Below are 15,873 nucleotides of genomic sequence, written 5' to 3' on the forward strand. Positions count from 1 at the left end.
GCCGCACAGCAGCTCGATTTGCTGTTGCGGCAGTCAGAGCCTGCGCCCCGGGCTTTTTCTTTGGCCCTGGTCTGACCAGGGCACCCAGGCGACTTGCCAGCCCTGCTCGTCTGGCGCGCAGCAATGCTCTGCTGCGACGCCGAGCCCACCAATCCACAGCAAGTCATTGCCCTGCCACAAACAGGGCAAGCCATCGCGCTGCCAGGGTGGAATATCCGCCTCCTGCGCCAGTTGTTTGAAGGCTCGCGAAGGCCCGTCCATCAGGGGGCGCAATCGCTCGCCTCCAGCCCGCGTTGCAATACGTACGGCGCCCGGCGCGATACGCAGCGCACGTGGTCCGCGGTCTTGCGCGAAGCGCACAACGCCTGCTCCCCAAGGCAGACTGGCCTCACCTTGCCAGACCTGAGGCACGGGCTCTGCCTGCACCGCAGCCTCCAGCCAGAAGCGCTCACGCCAGGCGCACAAAGCCTGCTCCACCAGCACCAGACGCACCCCCTCCTGCGCCTCGCACAGCTGGCGTAACGCTTCGCCCAAACGATCCGCCTCCGGCGACAAACCGCAAGCGCGGACCAGCAGATGGCGCAACAGATTGCGCGCACGCGGCACTGACAACGCCCGCAGACGCAGCAGCGAATCAGCCTCGCCCGGTGCCACACGCAGGGCATCTTCCGCAGCCAGCTCGTCGAGCAGTAGCGCGCCCTCGGCAAACAGGCCCGCAGCGCGCGCCAGATTCGCCTCCAGCGCGGGCTGCCGCGCCGACCACACGGGCAACACCTCGCGCCGCAGGAAATTGCGCGTCAGCGCCGTATCGGTGTTGCTCTCATCCTCGATCCAGTGCAGACCCCGCGCCCGCGCATACGCTTCCAGCGCACTGCGCGGCACATCGAGCAGCGGACGCAGGAGGCGTCGCGCTTCATCCCTCGCCCGCATCGCCCCGACACCATGCACGCCCGTACCCCGCATCAATCGATGCAGCACGGTTTCCGCCTGATCGCCACGGTGGTGGGCCAGCACGATCCAGTCACAATCCACGCCCGCGAAGGCCACATGCCGCGCCGTCCGCGCTGCGGCCTCCAGCCCCTCTCCCGCCACCGTCACCTGAACACGCTGCACCGCCAAAGACACATTCAGGCTCAGCGCCACGCGCTCGCAATGCGCAGCCCAATCATCGGCATGCGGACTCAGGCCGTGATGCACGTGCAAGGCTGAAACGGAAAAGCCGCAAACCGGCGCAAGCTTCGCCAACAGATGCAACAACACCGAAGAATCCAGCCCTCCGCTGAAACCGACGCAAAGCCGCTGTTCGGCATGCACTGCCAGCGCAGCTTGCAAACGCGAACTCAGATTTTCAGGGGGCATGAAGAGTAGGCTCAGGCGCGCGGCGCCTTGCGCCCGCTACGCGGCGGAAAGTACCACCAGCTCGCCAGCACAGCCAGACCGAACAGGGAATAAGCCAGCGTGAACACCCAGGGCGGCGCATTGAAGTACAGCAGGCTCTGCAACCAGTGCTCGATGAAGCCCCCGGCATAGCCCTCCTGCCGCGCCTGCCGCCGCAACCACATCTCCAGCGTCGTCAGCGGACATACCACGCCAACCCAGGACTCCAGCACTACGAACAGGATGGTCGCCAGATGCACAAGACGAAACCACAAAGCATTGACCCAGCGCCAACCGCGCAAATTGCCGACCAGGACGAGTAACAGGCCACCGACTACGAACAGGACGATGGCGATGTGGAGGATGAGGGTGAGGTTGGCGAGTAGTTGCCAGGATTGTGGGGTGAGCATTTGAACCCTCAAGCGTCCGGCGCAAAGTACTGTGGCAAATGCGCCTTACGCCGCCCCTACTTCGAGCGATAGTGCTTTGACACGCGAGAGGCCGCGCGGCTAGCTATCGACGAAGCTACGTTATCAAGGCTTTCATTGTCGAAGCCATGACTATCAGTCCACAGCACTGAGCCGTCCGGGGCACGCAATGTCACCAAAGGGCGAATTTCATAGCTGTTGTAACTACTATTCGCGAAGACTCCAATTTTGCTTCGCACGGAGCTTTCTACCGTTGGTAGCGCAATCGTCAATTTGACGTCAGTTGCCTTGCACCTGTCGCCAACAGCAGTTGAGATGCTTTCATCAGCCAAGTACTGAACGACATATTTCTCGATCCGTAGCGATATCCGTTGAATGATTTCTGGAGTCACTATCGCAGTCCAAAGAGTGTCTTTGGTGTCGATATCAATGCAAACAGGGGAAGACTTCGGAAATCGCAGTGCGTTGCTAGCGCAGCCAGTCAGACAACACAGCAGCGCTACCAACCACGCGAAATTCTTGAAGTTCGGCATGCCGAGTTATCTCCGCGAAGCAAAAAGCGGAGTCCTGCTCCGCCCTACAGAAAACAAGCCATCAATCGACAGGTTCAGTTGAATGCGGCAGGAAGCGTAGCGAGCGGGTCGAGGTTGCGCCGAGGAGCGGAGGCGTACGTCAGTACGTTGAGCACCGGAGGCGCAAGATCGGCCCGCGCAGTAGCTTCATGCCACGTTCAGGCCGTATTCAGCTCTTTGAACTTGCCGTAGGCCATGAGTCGCTCAAAGCGCTTCTCAAGCAGCTCATCCACAGGCAGTTCCGAGAACTGCTTGAGCGAATCGATCAGCGCGCGCTTGAGGGTTTGTGCGGTCGCGCGGTGGTCACGGTGGGCGCCGCCGACGGGCTCGTTGATGATCTTATCGATCAGACCCAGCGATTTGAGGCGGGCGGCGGTAATGCCCATGGTTTCGGCCGCTTCGGAGGCTTTGTCGGCGCTCTTCCAGAGGATGGAAGCGCAGCCTTCGGGCGAGATCACCGAGTAGGTGGAGAACTGCATCATGAGCTGCTGGTCGGCCACGGCGATAGCGAGGGCGCCGCCGGAGCCACCTTCACCAATGATGGTGGAGATGATGGGTACGCGCAGCTCGGCCATGGCGTAGAGGTTGTGGCCGATGGCCTCGGACTGCCCGCGCTCTTCGGCGTCGATGCCGGGGTAGGCGCCCGGGGTGTCGACGAAGGTGAAGACGGGAATGTTGAACTTCTCGGCCAGCTTCATGAGGCGCAAAGCCTTGCGGTAGCCCTCGGGGCGCGGCATGCCGAAGTTACGCAGGATCTTTTCCTTGGTGTCGCGGCCCTTCTGGTGGCCAATGACGACGCAGCTGTTGCCGTTGAAACGGGCGAGACCGCCGACGATGGCCTTGTCGTCGGCAAAGGAGCGGTCGCCGTGCAGTTCCTGGAAGTCGGTGAAGATGTGCTGCACGTAGTCGAAGGTGTAGGGGCGCTGGGGATGGCGCGCGACTTGGGCGATCTGCCAAGGGGACAGCTTGGCGTAGATGTCTTTCGTCAATGCCTGTCGTTTGACTTCCAGACGGGCGATCTCTTCGGAGATGTCGACAGCCGACTCGTCCTGCACGAAACGCAGTTCTTCGATCTTGGCTTCCAGATCGGCGATGGGCTGTTCGAATTCAAGGAAGGTGGTTTTCACGTAACGAAATGCCTGACGGCCGGAATGCGGAGGCCGGCATTGTAACCGATTGGTCTTTGAGGCCCAATCCACTCCCCTGCACAGCGTTTCAAACGCTGGATGCCAGCCCGCTCAGCCGCACAGATACATGCGGATCTCGTGATCCGTCGCGTATTCAAGGGTACTCAGAGGCGTGAGCTTGAGCGGCGCCGCGCCTGAGAGCAGATAGACCGGCACGCCGCCCCGCAAACCCGGCGTCGGCACCAGCAGGCGTAAGGGGTGGCCGCGCTTGACGGTATCCATCACGATGACGCGGGACTCGCCGGAACCATCCTCGGCCAGCGCCACCACGGGGTCCCCCCCCAGCAACTCGACACCCACCTGGCCGGAATGTTCGGATGTGCGCCACAGGCGGCGGATCGTACCGATACACCATTTGTTGCCATCCGGCAGGTGCATGCCCACGAGCATGCCAACCGCCAGATCATCGTCATCATCCAGGCGGGCTTCAGCACCCACGCCTCGCAGGCTGGCGTCGCGCATCTGCCAGGTGGTCTGTCCATGCTGGCCTCCACCGGCGAGGCGATTGGCGAACTGCATCAGACCTTCCACGACGTACAGAGTACCGAGCATGCCGTGGCGGCGATTGCGGCGTACGGGCGGCTCGCTGGACCAGCTACGCACCATGTGCGACAGCACGCTGGCCACCTTGCCAGCCACGCTTTCGTCCGCATCTTTCTCACCAATGCCCAGCAGGGGCGCGGGAATGTCGCCTGCGACCACCAGTTCGAGCATTTCCTGCAGGGGCTGGGTTGCGACCATGCCACTGAAGAAGCGTGGCAGACCGGCGTTTTCGGGCGTGCGGACCAGCCGCGCCGGCGGATTGCGTGTCGCCACGTCGATCCAGTGCAGGCTGGCAGCGTCGGGATGCACTGTCAGTTCCAGCCAGGGTAGAACGTACTGGATCAGCCGTGACGCCAGCTCCAGCCGGTAAGGGTCGAGCTGGTCTACGCCCAGGCTGTGCAGCGCAAAGACGCGCAGGAATTCGCGCTCCACCGTCGTTTCGGTGGCGCGATCGGTCCGCAGTCGAACGTTGTTGCGGGCAACCCGGCATTCGGCCGCCAGCCGATAGGCACGGTTGAGGCGCCCCCACAGCGCATCTGTAACCGGACCGTGGCGGAAAGCGTCCCATTTGACGCATTGGGCACCAGCGCGGATGGCGCGCACACCCAGCTCGGCCATCAAGGCATCGCCCAGTGGGTCCGGGCTGCCCTCGGCCTTGGCCAGACAGGCGCCATACGTGTCGAACATCAGGGTCCAGTGGTCGTGGGCACAGCGCCACAGGCTATGGCGCGCGGCCGATCCGATGTTGACGGCGGAAAGGTAGTGCTCGATACACGCACGTGCCTGGCGTTGCACGGCCTGATCTGCCGCAAAGAGGGTGCGCAGGCGCTCCTGTTCGCTGATCTCGCGGCGCCCAAGCACCGCAGTTACGAGCTCGGCCACTGCGCCCAGCGCCCGGGCGGGCTCCATCTGCGCAATACCGACGAGCAGGGTTTCGTCCTGTCGAGGCACGTTGAGCGTCGGCATGTTCTGCACCAGCACCTCCCCCCACTCCTGGTTAATTTATGTAAATCAACAAATTCCATTTTACCCGTGACTTCGCGCTTGCCAAGCAGCGACGCCCCGCCCCCCCGCGGAACTGCCCCGGAGGGCAGCAGGCTGTAGAATCGGTGGGCTATCACGGTGCTTCAGTGGCCTGTCGCCGGACACCCGGCATCCTGCCAAACCATTGTTTCAAGCCATCTGCTTCAAGTAACCACCACACGGAAACTCCATGCGCCAGTATCACGACCTCATGCGCCACGTGCTTGAGCACGGCCACAAGAAGACGGACCGTACCGGGACGGGCACGCTATCCGTGTTCGGCTGGCAGATGCGCTTTGACCTGGCTGAGGGGTTCCCGGTACTGACGACCAAGAAGCTGCACCTGCGCTCCATCATTCATGAGCTGCTGTGGTTCCTGCAGGGCGACACCAATATCCGTTACCTGAAGGAAAACGGCGTGTCGATCTGGGACGAGTGGGCGGACGAAAACGGCGACCTCGGCCCCGTCTATGGCAAGCAGTGGCGCCGCTGGGAGACAGCGGATGGCCGCACAGTGGATCAGATCACCCAACTGATCGAAGGATTGAAGAAGAACCCTGACTCGCGCCGTCACCTGGTCTGTGCCTGGAATCCGGGCGAAGTCCACAACATGGCTCTGCCGCCCTGCCATGCGATGTTTCAGTTCTATGTGGCTGACGGCAAGCTGTCCTGCCAGCTTTACCAACGCAGTGCTGACATCTTTCTGGGTGTGCCCTTCAACATCGCCAGCTACGCGCTGCTGACGCTGATGATTGCGCAGGTCTGCAATCTGGCGCCGGGCGAATTTGTACATACGCTGGGCGATGCGCACCTCTATCTCAATCACCTCGATCAGGCCCGCCTGCAGCTGTCGCGTGATTTCCGTCCGCTGCCGACGATGCATCTCAACCCGGCGGTGCGAGACATCTTTGCCTTCAAGTTCGAAGACTTCAAGCTCGAAGGCTACGACCCCCACCCCTCCATCTCGGCTCCCATCGCGGTATGAACGGCCCGCTGCACAACCCGCCGATCTCCATCGTCGTCGCCGTGGCCGACAACGGCGTGATCGGCCGCGACAACCGCCTTCTGTGGCGTCAGCGTGAAGACATGCGCCACTTCAAGGCGCTGACACTGGGCAGCCCGGTGATCATGGGTCGCAAGACCTGGGAGTCAATCGGTCGCCCCCTGCCCCAACGCCGCAATATCGTCATCACACGCCAGACCGATTACGTGGCAGAAGGCGCCGAGCGCGTCGGCTCCCTGGACGAGGCCCTGGCAAGCTGCAGCGCCGAGGATCGTGTTTTCGTCATTGGTGGTGGCGAAATCTACCTACAGGCCATTCCTCTCGCCGAATGCATCCACTGCACTTATGTGCACTGTGCACCGCAGGGGGATACATTCTTCCCGGCGCCGGACCCCGGACGCTGGAAAGAGGCCGAACGCATGGTTGGCAAGGCGGACGAATTCAATGAATTCGACTATGACTTTGTAAAATTTGTGCGCTTTTAACGGGGAAACCCGAATAGCCGGAATTTCTGCCTCTTATCGGCTGGCAGAACTGCAACACCAACGCTTTAAATCTCCCCGTTCCATCAGCATTTGCTGAAGAGAGCGACAGTCTTCAGGGAGAGATTCCATGCAGGTACAGCAACGCATTCTGGTGACCGGCTGCAATGGCCAGATAGGTCAGGTCCTCGTGCCAGCGCTGCAGCAGCGCTACGGCAAGCAAAATGTCTTTCACAGCGACGTCCGGGGTGATGTACCTATCCATCTGGACGTAACCGACACGACGGCCTTGCTCAAGCTGGTGCAGGAAATCCGCCCGACCATGATTTACCACCTGGCCGCCGTGCTCTCCGCAACCGGAGAGCGCGACCCCGTGCGCGCCTGGCAGGTCAACCTCAATGGCTACTTCAACGTGCTCGAAGCCGCTGTGGCGTGCAAGGTGGAGCGCGTGTTTTTCCCCAGTACCATCGCGGTGTATGGCCCGGACGCCCCGCGTGAAGCCACGCCGGACGATGCACCGACACGCCCGACGACGATCTACGGCATTGCCAAGGCGGCTGGCGAAAATCTTGCCGCCTGGTACCGCAAGAAGCACGGCCTCGATGTGCGCGTATTGCGCTACCCCGGGATCATCGGCTGGGAGAGCGCGCCGGGCGGTGGCACCACCGATTACGCGGTCGAGATCTACCACGCTGCGGTCGACGGACAACGCTTCCGCTGCCCACTTTCAGCGCAACGCGCCCTGCCCATGCTGGCAATGGCTGATGCCGTACGCGGCACCATCGAATACATGGAAGCCGACGCAGAAAAAATCCTGCAGCCCAGTGGCTACAACCTTGGCGGCTTCTCTGGCGCACCGGCCGATTTTGCGGGAGCCATCCAGCAGCGCATGCCGGATTTCGCTATCGATTACGTGCCGGATCATCGCGACGCCATTGCCGCTTCGTGGCCAGAGGGATTGAACGACAGTGCCGCACGCCGTGATTGGGGCTGGCAGCCGCAGTACGACCTGCAAGCGCTGACGGCTGCGATGCTGGGACACATCGGCGCAGCCCGTGCCGCACGCGCGGCAGAAGCCGCCGGCAAGGTAGTTCCGAACGCCGCAGCCAACGCGGCCTGATTTGGTGCCCGGCACAACAGGCCGGGCACTGCAGGCTCGACCTCAGCTCATGAAACCGAGGTCGTTGGTGAAATTGGCGATGTTGGGCGCGATCAACCCGAAGTCGCTGCCCGACACGCCGAACCAGCGCGCCAGCGTCACGGCGAGCGAGTCGACCGATGTCGTCGGAATGAGACGCCCCGAGCCCGAGTCCTGCAGATTGGGATTCGCCGTCGTATGCAAACGGACATCGGGCATGGTGCCGTACATGTCCCCGCCCTTGACCGCACCGCCCAACACGAAGTGATGTGCGCCCCAGCCGTGATCAGAGCCGTCGCCGTTCGAGGTGAGCGTGCGGCCGAAATCTGATGCGGTAAACAAAGTCACATTGTTCTGGATTCCCAGCGCCACCGTCGCGTTGTAGAAGTAGTCCATGCAACGCGACACCTGACCATGCAGGCCGAGCGCGCCATTCGCATTGTCTTCCAATGTCGTGATTTCGTTGTCGTGCGTGTCGAATCCACCGATGCTGACAAAAAACACCTGACGTTTGGCGCCCGTCGTCGCCCGTGCGCCGATGAGACGCGCCACAACCTGCAGTTGCTGCGCCAGACGATTGTTGGCCAGATTCGTCGGCAAGGTGATGCCGGAGGTCGACGTCGGCACGGACGCGAGCGCCGCGGTCACCGTACTCTGAGCCCCCACTGAACGCTCGACAACGTCGGCATGGTCGGCCTCGACGGCCAGTGTCGAGGCGTTGATACTGTCTGTCGACAGTTCAGTCAACGCCTGCTTCGCCGCAGTATTGGCTGTTCCACTGAGGCCGAACATCGACGAACCGGTAATGCCGTTGATGGCGGTCGCGCCGCTGGTACCCACCTGGTATTGGAAGATGCTCTGGCCAGCAAGGAACACGGCGTTCCCTGATGCCGAAATCGCCGTGAAGATGCTCTGCGAATTGCTGCTCGCCAGCAGATCACCCATGCGACCGCCCCAGCCGAGCTTGACCCCTTCTGACGCAAAGGCCTGCCAGACAGACTGTTGGTCATTGTGCGAGAAGAGTTTGGGCGGCAACGGCACGCTGCCTGCGTTGAAGGTCGTGCGCGTGGTAGGTGTAATCAGCGGACCGATATTGGGCAGCACGGCAAGCTTGCCCGCGCCATACAGGCTGTGCAGGGCCGCCATGCTGGGGCAGAACGCAAACTCGCTACCGATGGCCTGCGGCGTCAGCGGACTGAACTTCGTGGCGGTAAGCTGGGCACGATCGTAAGCAATACCACCAACCGAACGGGCTCCGCCGCGCGCAGCCGCATAGGTGTCATAGGCTGTCTGGTCGTAGGGCATGATCATGTTGTGGTGATCGTTGCCCCCAAACATGAACAGACAGACGATAGCGCGGTAATCCGCCGGCGCACTTTGCGCGCTGGCAGCACCAAGACCGGCGAGATTCAGGGCAAACGGCGCAGCGCTGCCTAACGCAGACAAGGCACCAAGACGCTTGAGACATTCACGACGTGAGAGACGGGTAGGTGTCATGGCTTTGTCCTCACTTCTGCACGAGGTAATCGGGAGAGGCCATGGTGAGGAACACCGTCAGCCAGACACGCCGCTGGCGCGCAAGGTTAGCTGCGCTGGATGCGCTACTCGTCGAACCCGTCGGAATAGCCACCGCATCCACTGCATTCTTGATACTTGTGCGCGTCAGCGCCTTCATCGCACCACGCGTCAGCAAGAGGTCCACGCGGTTGATGAGCGCGGTCGAGTCATCCGCCACAGCCAGCTCGTTCACGTAGTTTGTGCGGTTCTCGCGTGCCCCGCTCACCGTGGGCCCTACACCGTTCTGGACCGTGCTCTGCATGTAGTTCAGGTAACCCGCGACGGAAGTCTCGTGCGTGATCTGCATTTCCGGCGATACCATCCCCAGCGTTGCTGTCTGCGTGTTCGGCGGCACGTAGCCAGGTCGGTAGTAGTTGAACACCGACGGCGAACGCATGGCGCTCTGCCCCAGCGAGTTGGTCGTGCTATCCGTATTGCCGATGCGCCACAGTCCCGTGCTCGAAGCAACGTCGAACGCACGTGCCCAGTTGGCGAGGCGGACAACAGGCTCGCGCAACTTGCCTTCATTGCTCGGCAGCGAAGCCGGACGTGCTTCGGCATCCAGCAGGATGGCTGCGATGGTGGCGCGCATATCGCCACGCTGGCCGCTGCCGATGGTCGGCGCCAGTGCCGTGTAGCCTGTGTTGAATGCTGTCGCGACGCGATTGACGTAGGCTGCCGACGGATTGCTCTTCACTAGGCGCTGGATGAGCTGCTTGCCGATGAAGGGGCCAACGTTGGGATGGTTGAACAAAGTATCCAGTGCCGTCTTGAGCTCACTCGCGATGTTCGCAGTGGTTGCCGTGCCCGAGGCAGGAATCGTCACCCCAAGAAAAGTTTTGGCCGACACCGAGTGATACTGCGGATAGCCCTGCATCGGGATGACGTTGTAGTTGGGATCACGCACGCTGCCCCAGAAACGGTTGTTGGTCGTATCGGCACCGCCATGGCTGAAGCCCGTGAAGACCTTCGCCAACCCTGATACGTCAGCATTCGTGTAGGTCTCGATGGGCTTGCCGTTGCCGTCGAGTTTGAGCGTGCCGTCGTTGTTGAGCTGATACAGACCGATCGAGAACAGCTGCATCACTTCGCGTGCGTAGTTCTCGTCCGGCACGCGGCCACTGCTGTTTTCCTTCTGGTTGCGCAGGTGCGACAAATAGGCGCCCATTGCCGGATGCATCGAGACGTCCTGCAGAAGGTTGCGGTAGTTACCGAAGGCATTCTTTCCGAGCATGTCGTAGTAGGACGCGACGCTGCGGACATCCTCCGACAACACGCCCTCGAATGACACGACAAGGATCTGCGACAATGCAAAAGTGACGCGCTGACGCAGCTGGTCACGCCCCGTGATGGCCTGCCCCCAGAAACTCTGCAGAAAGTGCGTCTGGTCTACAGCACCGAGTCGCGCCTGCTCCATCTTCACGCAGTCCAGGTGCGACACCTGAGGCTGCTCCATCTGGCGAGCCAGCCAGGTCGGGAAACTCCCCTTCTTGAGCGCCGTGATCGAGGCGGACGAAGGCCCGAAACTGGCTTGATGCAGGAAGCGTGACGCCTCGGCATCCGTGGGATGCGCGTTACTGTCCGTGACATCGACCTCAACCGAGGCGCTGTAGGTACAGGCCGGCGCCGCCGCATCGCCTCCGCTCTTGCCTCCGCCCCCGCCTCCGCACGCGGCGAGCATCAGCAGCAGCCCGATAGATAGTATTGTTTTCACAGCCGACTCCATGCTCTCTGTTGGCAATGACCGGCACGGTGCCATTGCGTCCGCACGGATTCTAGGTAAATCCTGGTAAAGGTTTTCTCGGCCGTGGATGAATGGCCGCTGAGGAGCAGCCGGTGGACTGCCGGGGCGCCGGGCGTCGCCTGGTGCAGATCAGCGGTTGCTGCGCCTGGCCAGGACGATGCCTGCAAGCACCAATCCACAGCCAATAAGCCGCAACAGGGTAATCTGCTCGTTGAACAGAATGACAGCGAGCCAGGCAGCCGTGACTGGCTGCACCAGCAGCACCACCGAGGCCAGGTTGGCGCGGACATGGCGTACGGCCGAGGTGATGAGCCCCTGACCGATGACCTGGCAGATCAGGGCGATGCCGATGACAGCCACCCAGCCCTGCAGGGAGGTGGGGATCACCTTTTCATCCAGCAGAAAAATCACGGGCGCCAGCACCAGCGGGGTGACGATGGCCGTACCGGCAAGGATGTGCGCCGTCGCGTAGTACTTGCGACAGTGCTTCACCGAAAGCTGGTAGCCCGCATAGAAGACCGCAGCTGCAAGGGCAATGAGATCGCCGGTGAGATCGCGCATCGACACATCGAAGCTGGCACGCACCAACAAGGCCGCACCGGCAATGGCCGCCGCCAGAGCCAAGGCGAAGCCCCCACCTATGGTTTCGCCGAAAAGCATCCAGGCTCCGATAGTCACGAAAATGGGGGCCAGGTTGAGAATGAAGGTCGAATTGGCAACCGAGGTGTAGTGCACCGAGATGTGCCACAGCGCCAGATCGATGGCCAGCAACACGCCTGATACGACGAGCCAGAACCGACCGGGTCGCCCGCCATCACGTCGGCGGTCCGGCGTGACCGGGCGGTGACGGATCTGCCACCACCAGAACAAGGCAAAGGGAATCGACAAACCCAGGCGCCAGGCCACAACCGAGACAGGGCCCACATCGGCCAGACGCACGAAGATCGGCGCGAACGCGATGCACATGGCGCCAGCAACGAGCATCAACAAAGCGAGGCGGGAATTGCTGCTGTCCGGCACTACAGGCGTGTCTGACATCGGGGCAGGTCTCATGAAGGATGCGTAGTGTCTCATGAAGCGTGTTACCGGATGGAACATACAGTGAATAACTGCGAAAGGTTTTGACCGGGATCTCCTCCGCTCCACGGACGCCAAACCGGTAAAATCGCCCGATGCTTCCGGACACGCCCATCGCCCCACATCAGCCCGCCTTCGTCCACCTGCGCCTGCATACCGAATTCTCGATCGAGGACGGCATCACGCGCATTGACGACGCCATTGCCGCAGCCGCCAGCGACGGCATGCCTGCTCTCGGCATTTCGGACCTGGGCAACCTGTTTGGCATGGTCAAGCACTACAAAGGCTGTCGCAGCGCGGGCCTCAAGCCCATCGTTGCGATAGACGCCTGGATCAGTAACGAGACAGACCGGAACAAGCCCACCCGCGTCATGCTCGTCGTCAAGCACCGCGCGGGTTACCAGCAGCTGTGCGAACTGCTGTCGCGCGCTTACCTCGAGAACAAACACCACGGCCACGCAGAGCTGAAGAAGGAGTGGCTGACTGCGGAATCTGCCTCGGGCCTGATCTGCCTTTCGGGCGCCATGCAGGGTGACATTGCCGTTGCGTTGGCCGCCGGCAATCAAAAGCTCGCCGAGCAGCTGACGGCAGACTGGGCAAGCCGCTTCCCCGGCAGTTTCTACATCGAGATCCAGCGCGCCGGCCACCCGGGCACCGAGAATTACATCAACGACGCCCTGCAGGTTGCCGCGCGCTTCGAACTGCCGGTGGTCGCCACGCATCCGGTGCAGTTCCTCAAACGCGATGACTTCAAGGCGCACGAAGCGCGTGTCTGCATCGCACAGGGCTACGTGCTCTCCGACAACCGCCGTCCCAAGAGCTTCACACCCGAGCAGTACTTCAAGACCCAGGCCGAAATGGTCGAACTATTCGCCGATCTGCCGGAAGCGCTCGCCAACGCCGTCGAGATCGCCCGCCGCTGCTCGCTGACCATCACGCTGGGCAAGAATTTCCTGCCGCAGTTTCCGACCCCCGAGGGCATGACGCTGGACGACTTCCTCGTCTTCGAGGCAAAACGCGGGCTGGAGGAGCGTCTTGTACAACTCTACCCCGATGAAGAAACGCGCAACCGCGAGCGCCCGCGCTACGAAGAGCGTCTCAAGTTCGAGACCGACACCATCATCCAGATGGGCTTCCCCGGCTACTTCCTGATCGTTGCGGACTTCATCCAGTGGGGCAAGAACAACGGCGTGCCGATCGGTCCGGGCCGGGGTTCGGGAGCGGGCTCGCTGGTGGCCTACTCGCTCAAGATCACCGATCTCGACCCGACCGCCTACGCCCTGCTGTTCGAGCGCTTCCTGAACCCCGAACGCGTGTCGATGCCCGACTTCGACATCGACTTCTGTCAGGAAAAGCGCTACATGGTGATCGACTACGTGCGCGACCGTTATGGCCACGACGCCGTCTCGCAGATCGCCACCTTCGGCACCATGGCCTCGAAAGCCGTGGTGCGCGACGTGGGCCGCGTGCTCGACTTGCCGTACGGCCTGTGCGACCGGCTCTCCAAGCTGATCCCGGTGGTACAGAACAAGCCACTGGGCCTTGAAGAAGCGCGTGAGCAGGAGCCCGCCATCAACCAGATGATGAGCGAGGAAGGCGACGGCGAATCGGTCAGCGAGCTGTGGGAGCTGGCCCTGCCGCTCGAAGGCATGACGCGCGGCGTCGGCATGCACGCCGGTGGCGTGCTCATCGCGCCGGGCAAGATCACCGACTTCTGCCCGATCTACCTCGCCGATGGCGCCGACGCGACCACGGTGTCGCAGTTCGACAAGGACGACGTCGAGGCTGTGGGCCTCGTCAAGTTCGACTTCCTCGGCCTGCGCAACCTGACGATTATCGATCTCGCGCTCGACTACGTGGAGCGACTGACCGGCGAACGACTCGATCTCATGGCGCTGGGCTTCGAAGACCCGGCGGCTTACCAGATCCTGAAAGACGCGAACACCACCGCGATATTCCAGGTTGAATCGGACGGCATGAAGAAGCTTCTCAAGAAGCTCGGCCCCGACCGCTTCGAGGACATCATCGCCGTGCTCGCGCTCTACCGTCCCGGCCCGCTGGGTTCCGGGATGGTCGACGACTTCATCCTGCGCAAACAGGGCAAACAGGAGATCGATTACTTTCACCCGGACCTGAAAGCCTGCCTTGAACCGACCTACGGGGTCATCGTGTATCAGGAACAGGTGATGCAGATCTCGCAGATCATCGGCGGCTACACGCTCGGTGGCGCGGACATGCTGCGCCGGGCAATGGGCAAGAAGAAGCCTGAGGAAATGGCCAAGCACCGCGCGACCATCGCCGAGGGCGCGGCCAAGCAGGGCTACGACCCGGCGCTCGCCGAGCAGCTCTTCGACCTGATGACCAAGTTCGCGGAGTACGGCTTCAACAAGTCGCACACCGCCGCCTACGCCGTGGTCACCTACCACACGGCCTGGCTCAAGGCGCACCACTGCGCGTCCTTCATGGCCGCCACCCTGTCGTCTGACATGGACAACACGGACACGGTGAAGATCTTCTTTGAAGACACCATTGCCAACCGTGTCGTCGTGTTGCCGCCCGACGTCAATTTCTCCGCCTACCGCTTCGAGCCCACTGATCCGAAAACCATCCGCTACGGACTTGGAGGCGTGAAGGGCGTCGGCGAGCCCGCCGTCAAATCCATCATCGCGGCGCGTGAAGCCGGCGGCCCGTTCAAGGATCTTTTCGATTTCTGCAACCGCATCGACCGCCGTGCAGTCAATCGTCGCTCGGTCGAAGCCCTGATCCGTGCTGGCGCGCTCGACGAAATCGCACCGAAGAAACCCGACGGCAAGGCCCACCGCGCCAAGCTCATTGCCAGCGTTGGCGTGGCCATGGAGGCCGCTGATCAGGCCGCAGCCAGCGCAGGCCAGGGGGGCCTGTTCGACATGGGTGACGGGCCCTCGGCCATTGCCCCCGAATACATCGAAGTCAAGCCCTGGTCCGAGAAACAGCAGCTGATGGAGGAGAAGACAGCCATCGGCTTCTTCCTGTCCGGCCACCCCTTCAACACCTATCGCGACGAAGTTCGACGTTTCGTGCGCACCCCCCTTGTGAAGGCCGAGCCGAAAAAAGAGCCGCAAATGCTCGCTGGAGTCGTCTCGGGCATCCGTACCAAGATTGGCCAGCGCGGCAAGATGTGCTTCCTGACCCTTGACGATGGCAGCGCCCAGCTTGACGTGACCGTCTATTCCGAGACCCTGGAAGCCGCGAAGAACAAGATCCAGCCCGACGAAGTACTGGTCGTCGAGGCCAAGATCAGCCACGACGACTTCTCGGGTGGGCTGCGCGTCGTGGTCGACAAGGTACTGAGCCTTGCCGAAGCGCGTGGCCGCTACGCCCGTGGCCTGGCCGTCAAGATCAACGGCGAGGTCGCCAGCAGTGGCGGCCCGCGGGCTGCAGCAGACAAACTACAGGGCTTGCTGGCCGCCTACCGTGGCGCACCGGCCGACGGGGCTGCCCCGGTACGTCTGCGTTACCGCAATGGCCAGGCCGAGGCCGACCTGCCACTGGGCGACCGGTGGTGCGTCCGGCTGGACGACAAATTGCTGGAATCCCTGCGGGATTGGCTATCCTCAGAAAGCGTAGAAATCCTCTACGCCTGATGCGTGGATGCAACACTTTCCTGGCAGGCACTTGCCAGTTCAGGAAAATTGCGAAACTCTACTAATTCGTTGGCCGAGGCACGTTCTGCAGAAGCACGCTCACCCTGAGTGGGCCCGGC

At 62.1% G+C, this 15,873-nt stretch carries 12 protein-coding genes; 4 read left to right on the plus strand and 8 right to left on the minus strand.

Going from position 1 to position 15,873, the window contains the following annotated elements; translation table 11 throughout:
* Positions 1–33: 33 nt before the first annotated feature.
* The 5 genes from tilS to ABEA02_RS16965 form a co-directional block, all read right to left on the minus strand.
* The gene (tilS, locus tag ABEA02_RS16945; protein WP_345534282.1) at positions 34–1,359 is read right to left on the minus strand and encodes a tRNA lysidine(34) synthetase TilS; all 1,326 of its coding nucleotides are present in this window, start codon (positions 1,357–1,359) and stop codon (positions 34–36) included.
* Positions 1,360–1,370: 11 nt separating this feature from the next.
* Positions 1,371–1,787, minus strand: coding sequence for a DUF2784 domain-containing protein (locus tag ABEA02_RS16950; protein WP_345534283.1), 417 nt, complete (start codon positions 1,785–1,787; stop codon positions 1,371–1,373).
* A 56-nt stretch (positions 1,788–1,843) separates the two neighbouring features.
* Positions 1,844–2,338: a hypothetical protein gene (locus tag ABEA02_RS16955; RefSeq protein WP_345534284.1), complete on the minus strand. Its 495-nt coding sequence runs from the start codon at positions 2,336–2,338 to the stop codon at positions 1,844–1,846.
* Positions 2,339–2,535: 197 nt separating this feature from the next.
* Entirely contained in the window at positions 2,536–3,504 is a 969-nt protein-coding gene (locus ABEA02_RS16960) for an acetyl-CoA carboxylase carboxyltransferase subunit alpha (RefSeq protein ID WP_345534285.1), read from the minus strand.
* A gap of 111 nt (positions 3,505–3,615) precedes the next feature.
* Positions 3,616–5,088, minus strand: coding sequence for a hypothetical protein (locus ABEA02_RS16965; protein ID WP_345534286.1), 1,473 nt, complete (start codon positions 5,086–5,088; stop codon positions 3,616–3,618).
* 232 nt (positions 5,089–5,320) lie between these two features.
* On the opposite strand from ABEA02_RS16965, the gene ABEA02_RS16970 reads away from it, so the two are divergent.
* The 3 genes from ABEA02_RS16970 (at position 5,321) to ABEA02_RS16980 (ending at position 7,735) form a co-directional block, all read left to right on the plus strand.
* Positions 5,321–6,115, plus strand: coding sequence for a thymidylate synthase (locus ABEA02_RS16970; protein ID WP_345534287.1), 795 nt, complete (start codon positions 5,321–5,323; stop codon positions 6,113–6,115).
* A complete protein-coding gene (locus ABEA02_RS16975) occupies positions 6,112–6,618 on the plus strand; it encodes a dihydrofolate reductase (protein ID WP_345534288.1) in 507 nt (168 codons plus the stop codon). The genes ABEA02_RS16970 and ABEA02_RS16975 overlap by 4 nt, the downstream gene beginning before the upstream one ends.
* Before the next feature lie 127 nt (positions 6,619–6,745).
* Complete coding sequence (locus tag ABEA02_RS16980) at positions 6,746–7,735, plus strand: NAD-dependent epimerase/dehydratase family protein (RefSeq protein WP_345534289.1); 990 nt, start codon at positions 6,746–6,748, stop codon at positions 7,733–7,735.
* A 42-nt stretch (positions 7,736–7,777) separates the two neighbouring features.
* Here ABEA02_RS16980 and ABEA02_RS16985 read toward each other — a convergent pair whose 3' ends face one another.
* The 3 genes from ABEA02_RS16985 to ABEA02_RS16995 form a co-directional block, all read right to left on the minus strand.
* Complete coding sequence (locus ABEA02_RS16985) at positions 7,778–9,250, minus strand: DUF1501 domain-containing protein (protein WP_345534290.1); 1,473 nt, start codon at positions 9,248–9,250, stop codon at positions 7,778–7,780.
* Between the two features lie 10 nt (positions 9,251–9,260).
* Positions 9,261–11,024 (minus strand): DUF1800 domain-containing protein, encoded by a 1,764-nt coding sequence (locus tag ABEA02_RS16990; protein ID WP_345534291.1) that lies wholly within the window; start codon positions 11,022–11,024, stop codon positions 9,261–9,263.
* A 159-nt stretch (positions 11,025–11,183) separates the two neighbouring features.
* A complete protein-coding gene (locus ABEA02_RS16995; protein WP_345534292.1) occupies positions 11,184–12,092 on the minus strand; it encodes a DMT family transporter in 909 nt (302 codons plus the stop codon).
* Positions 12,093–12,226: 134 nt separating this feature from the next.
* On the opposite strand from ABEA02_RS16995, the gene dnaE reads away from it, so the two are divergent.
* Positions 12,227–15,754 carry a DNA polymerase III subunit alpha gene (gene dnaE / locus ABEA02_RS17000; protein WP_345534293.1) on the plus strand — a complete coding sequence of 1,176 codons (3,528 nt, stop codon included), beginning with the start codon at positions 12,227–12,229 and terminating at the stop codon, positions 15,752–15,754.
* Positions 15,755–15,873: the final 119 nt, after the last annotated feature.

The sequence above is a fragment of the Viridibacterium curvum genome, from assembly GCF_039544165.1.
Classification (GTDB): Bacteria; Pseudomonadota; Gammaproteobacteria; order Burkholderiales; family Rhodocyclaceae; genus Viridibacterium; species Viridibacterium curvum.

What these genes read in the sequence shown, in the direction of transcription:
- ABEA02_RS16995 (WP_345534292.1), bottom strand. Translation starts at nt 12,092, where the DNA reads ATGTCAGACACGCCTGTAGTGCCGGACAGCAGCAATTCCCGCCTCGCT.
- tilS (WP_345534282.1), bottom strand. Translation starts at nt 1,359, where the DNA reads ATGCCCCCTGAAAATCTGAGTTCGCGTTTGCAAGCTGCGCTGGCAGTG.
- ABEA02_RS16975 (WP_345534288.1), top strand. Translation starts at nt 6,112, where the DNA reads ATGAACGGCCCGCTGCACAACCCGCCGATCTCCATCGTCGTCGCCGTG.
- ABEA02_RS16980 (WP_345534289.1), top strand. Translation starts at nt 6,746, where the DNA reads ATGCAGGTACAGCAACGCATTCTGGTGACCGGCTGCAATGGCCAGATA.
- ABEA02_RS16955 (WP_345534284.1), bottom strand. Translation starts at nt 2,338, where the DNA reads ATGCCGAACTTCAAGAATTTCGCGTGGTTGGTAGCGCTGCTGTGTTGT.
- ABEA02_RS16985 (WP_345534290.1), bottom strand. Translation starts at nt 9,250, where the DNA reads ATGACACCTACCCGTCTCTCACGTCGTGAATGTCTCAAGCGTCTTGGT.
- ABEA02_RS16970 (WP_345534287.1), top strand. Translation starts at nt 5,321, where the DNA reads ATGCGCCAGTATCACGACCTCATGCGCCACGTGCTTGAGCACGGCCAC.
- dnaE (WP_345534293.1), top strand. Translation starts at nt 12,227, where the DNA reads ATGCTTCCGGACACGCCCATCGCCCCACATCAGCCCGCCTTCGTCCAC.
- ABEA02_RS16950 (WP_345534283.1), bottom strand. Translation starts at nt 1,787, where the DNA reads ATGCTCACCCCACAATCCTGGCAACTACTCGCCAACCTCACCCTCATC.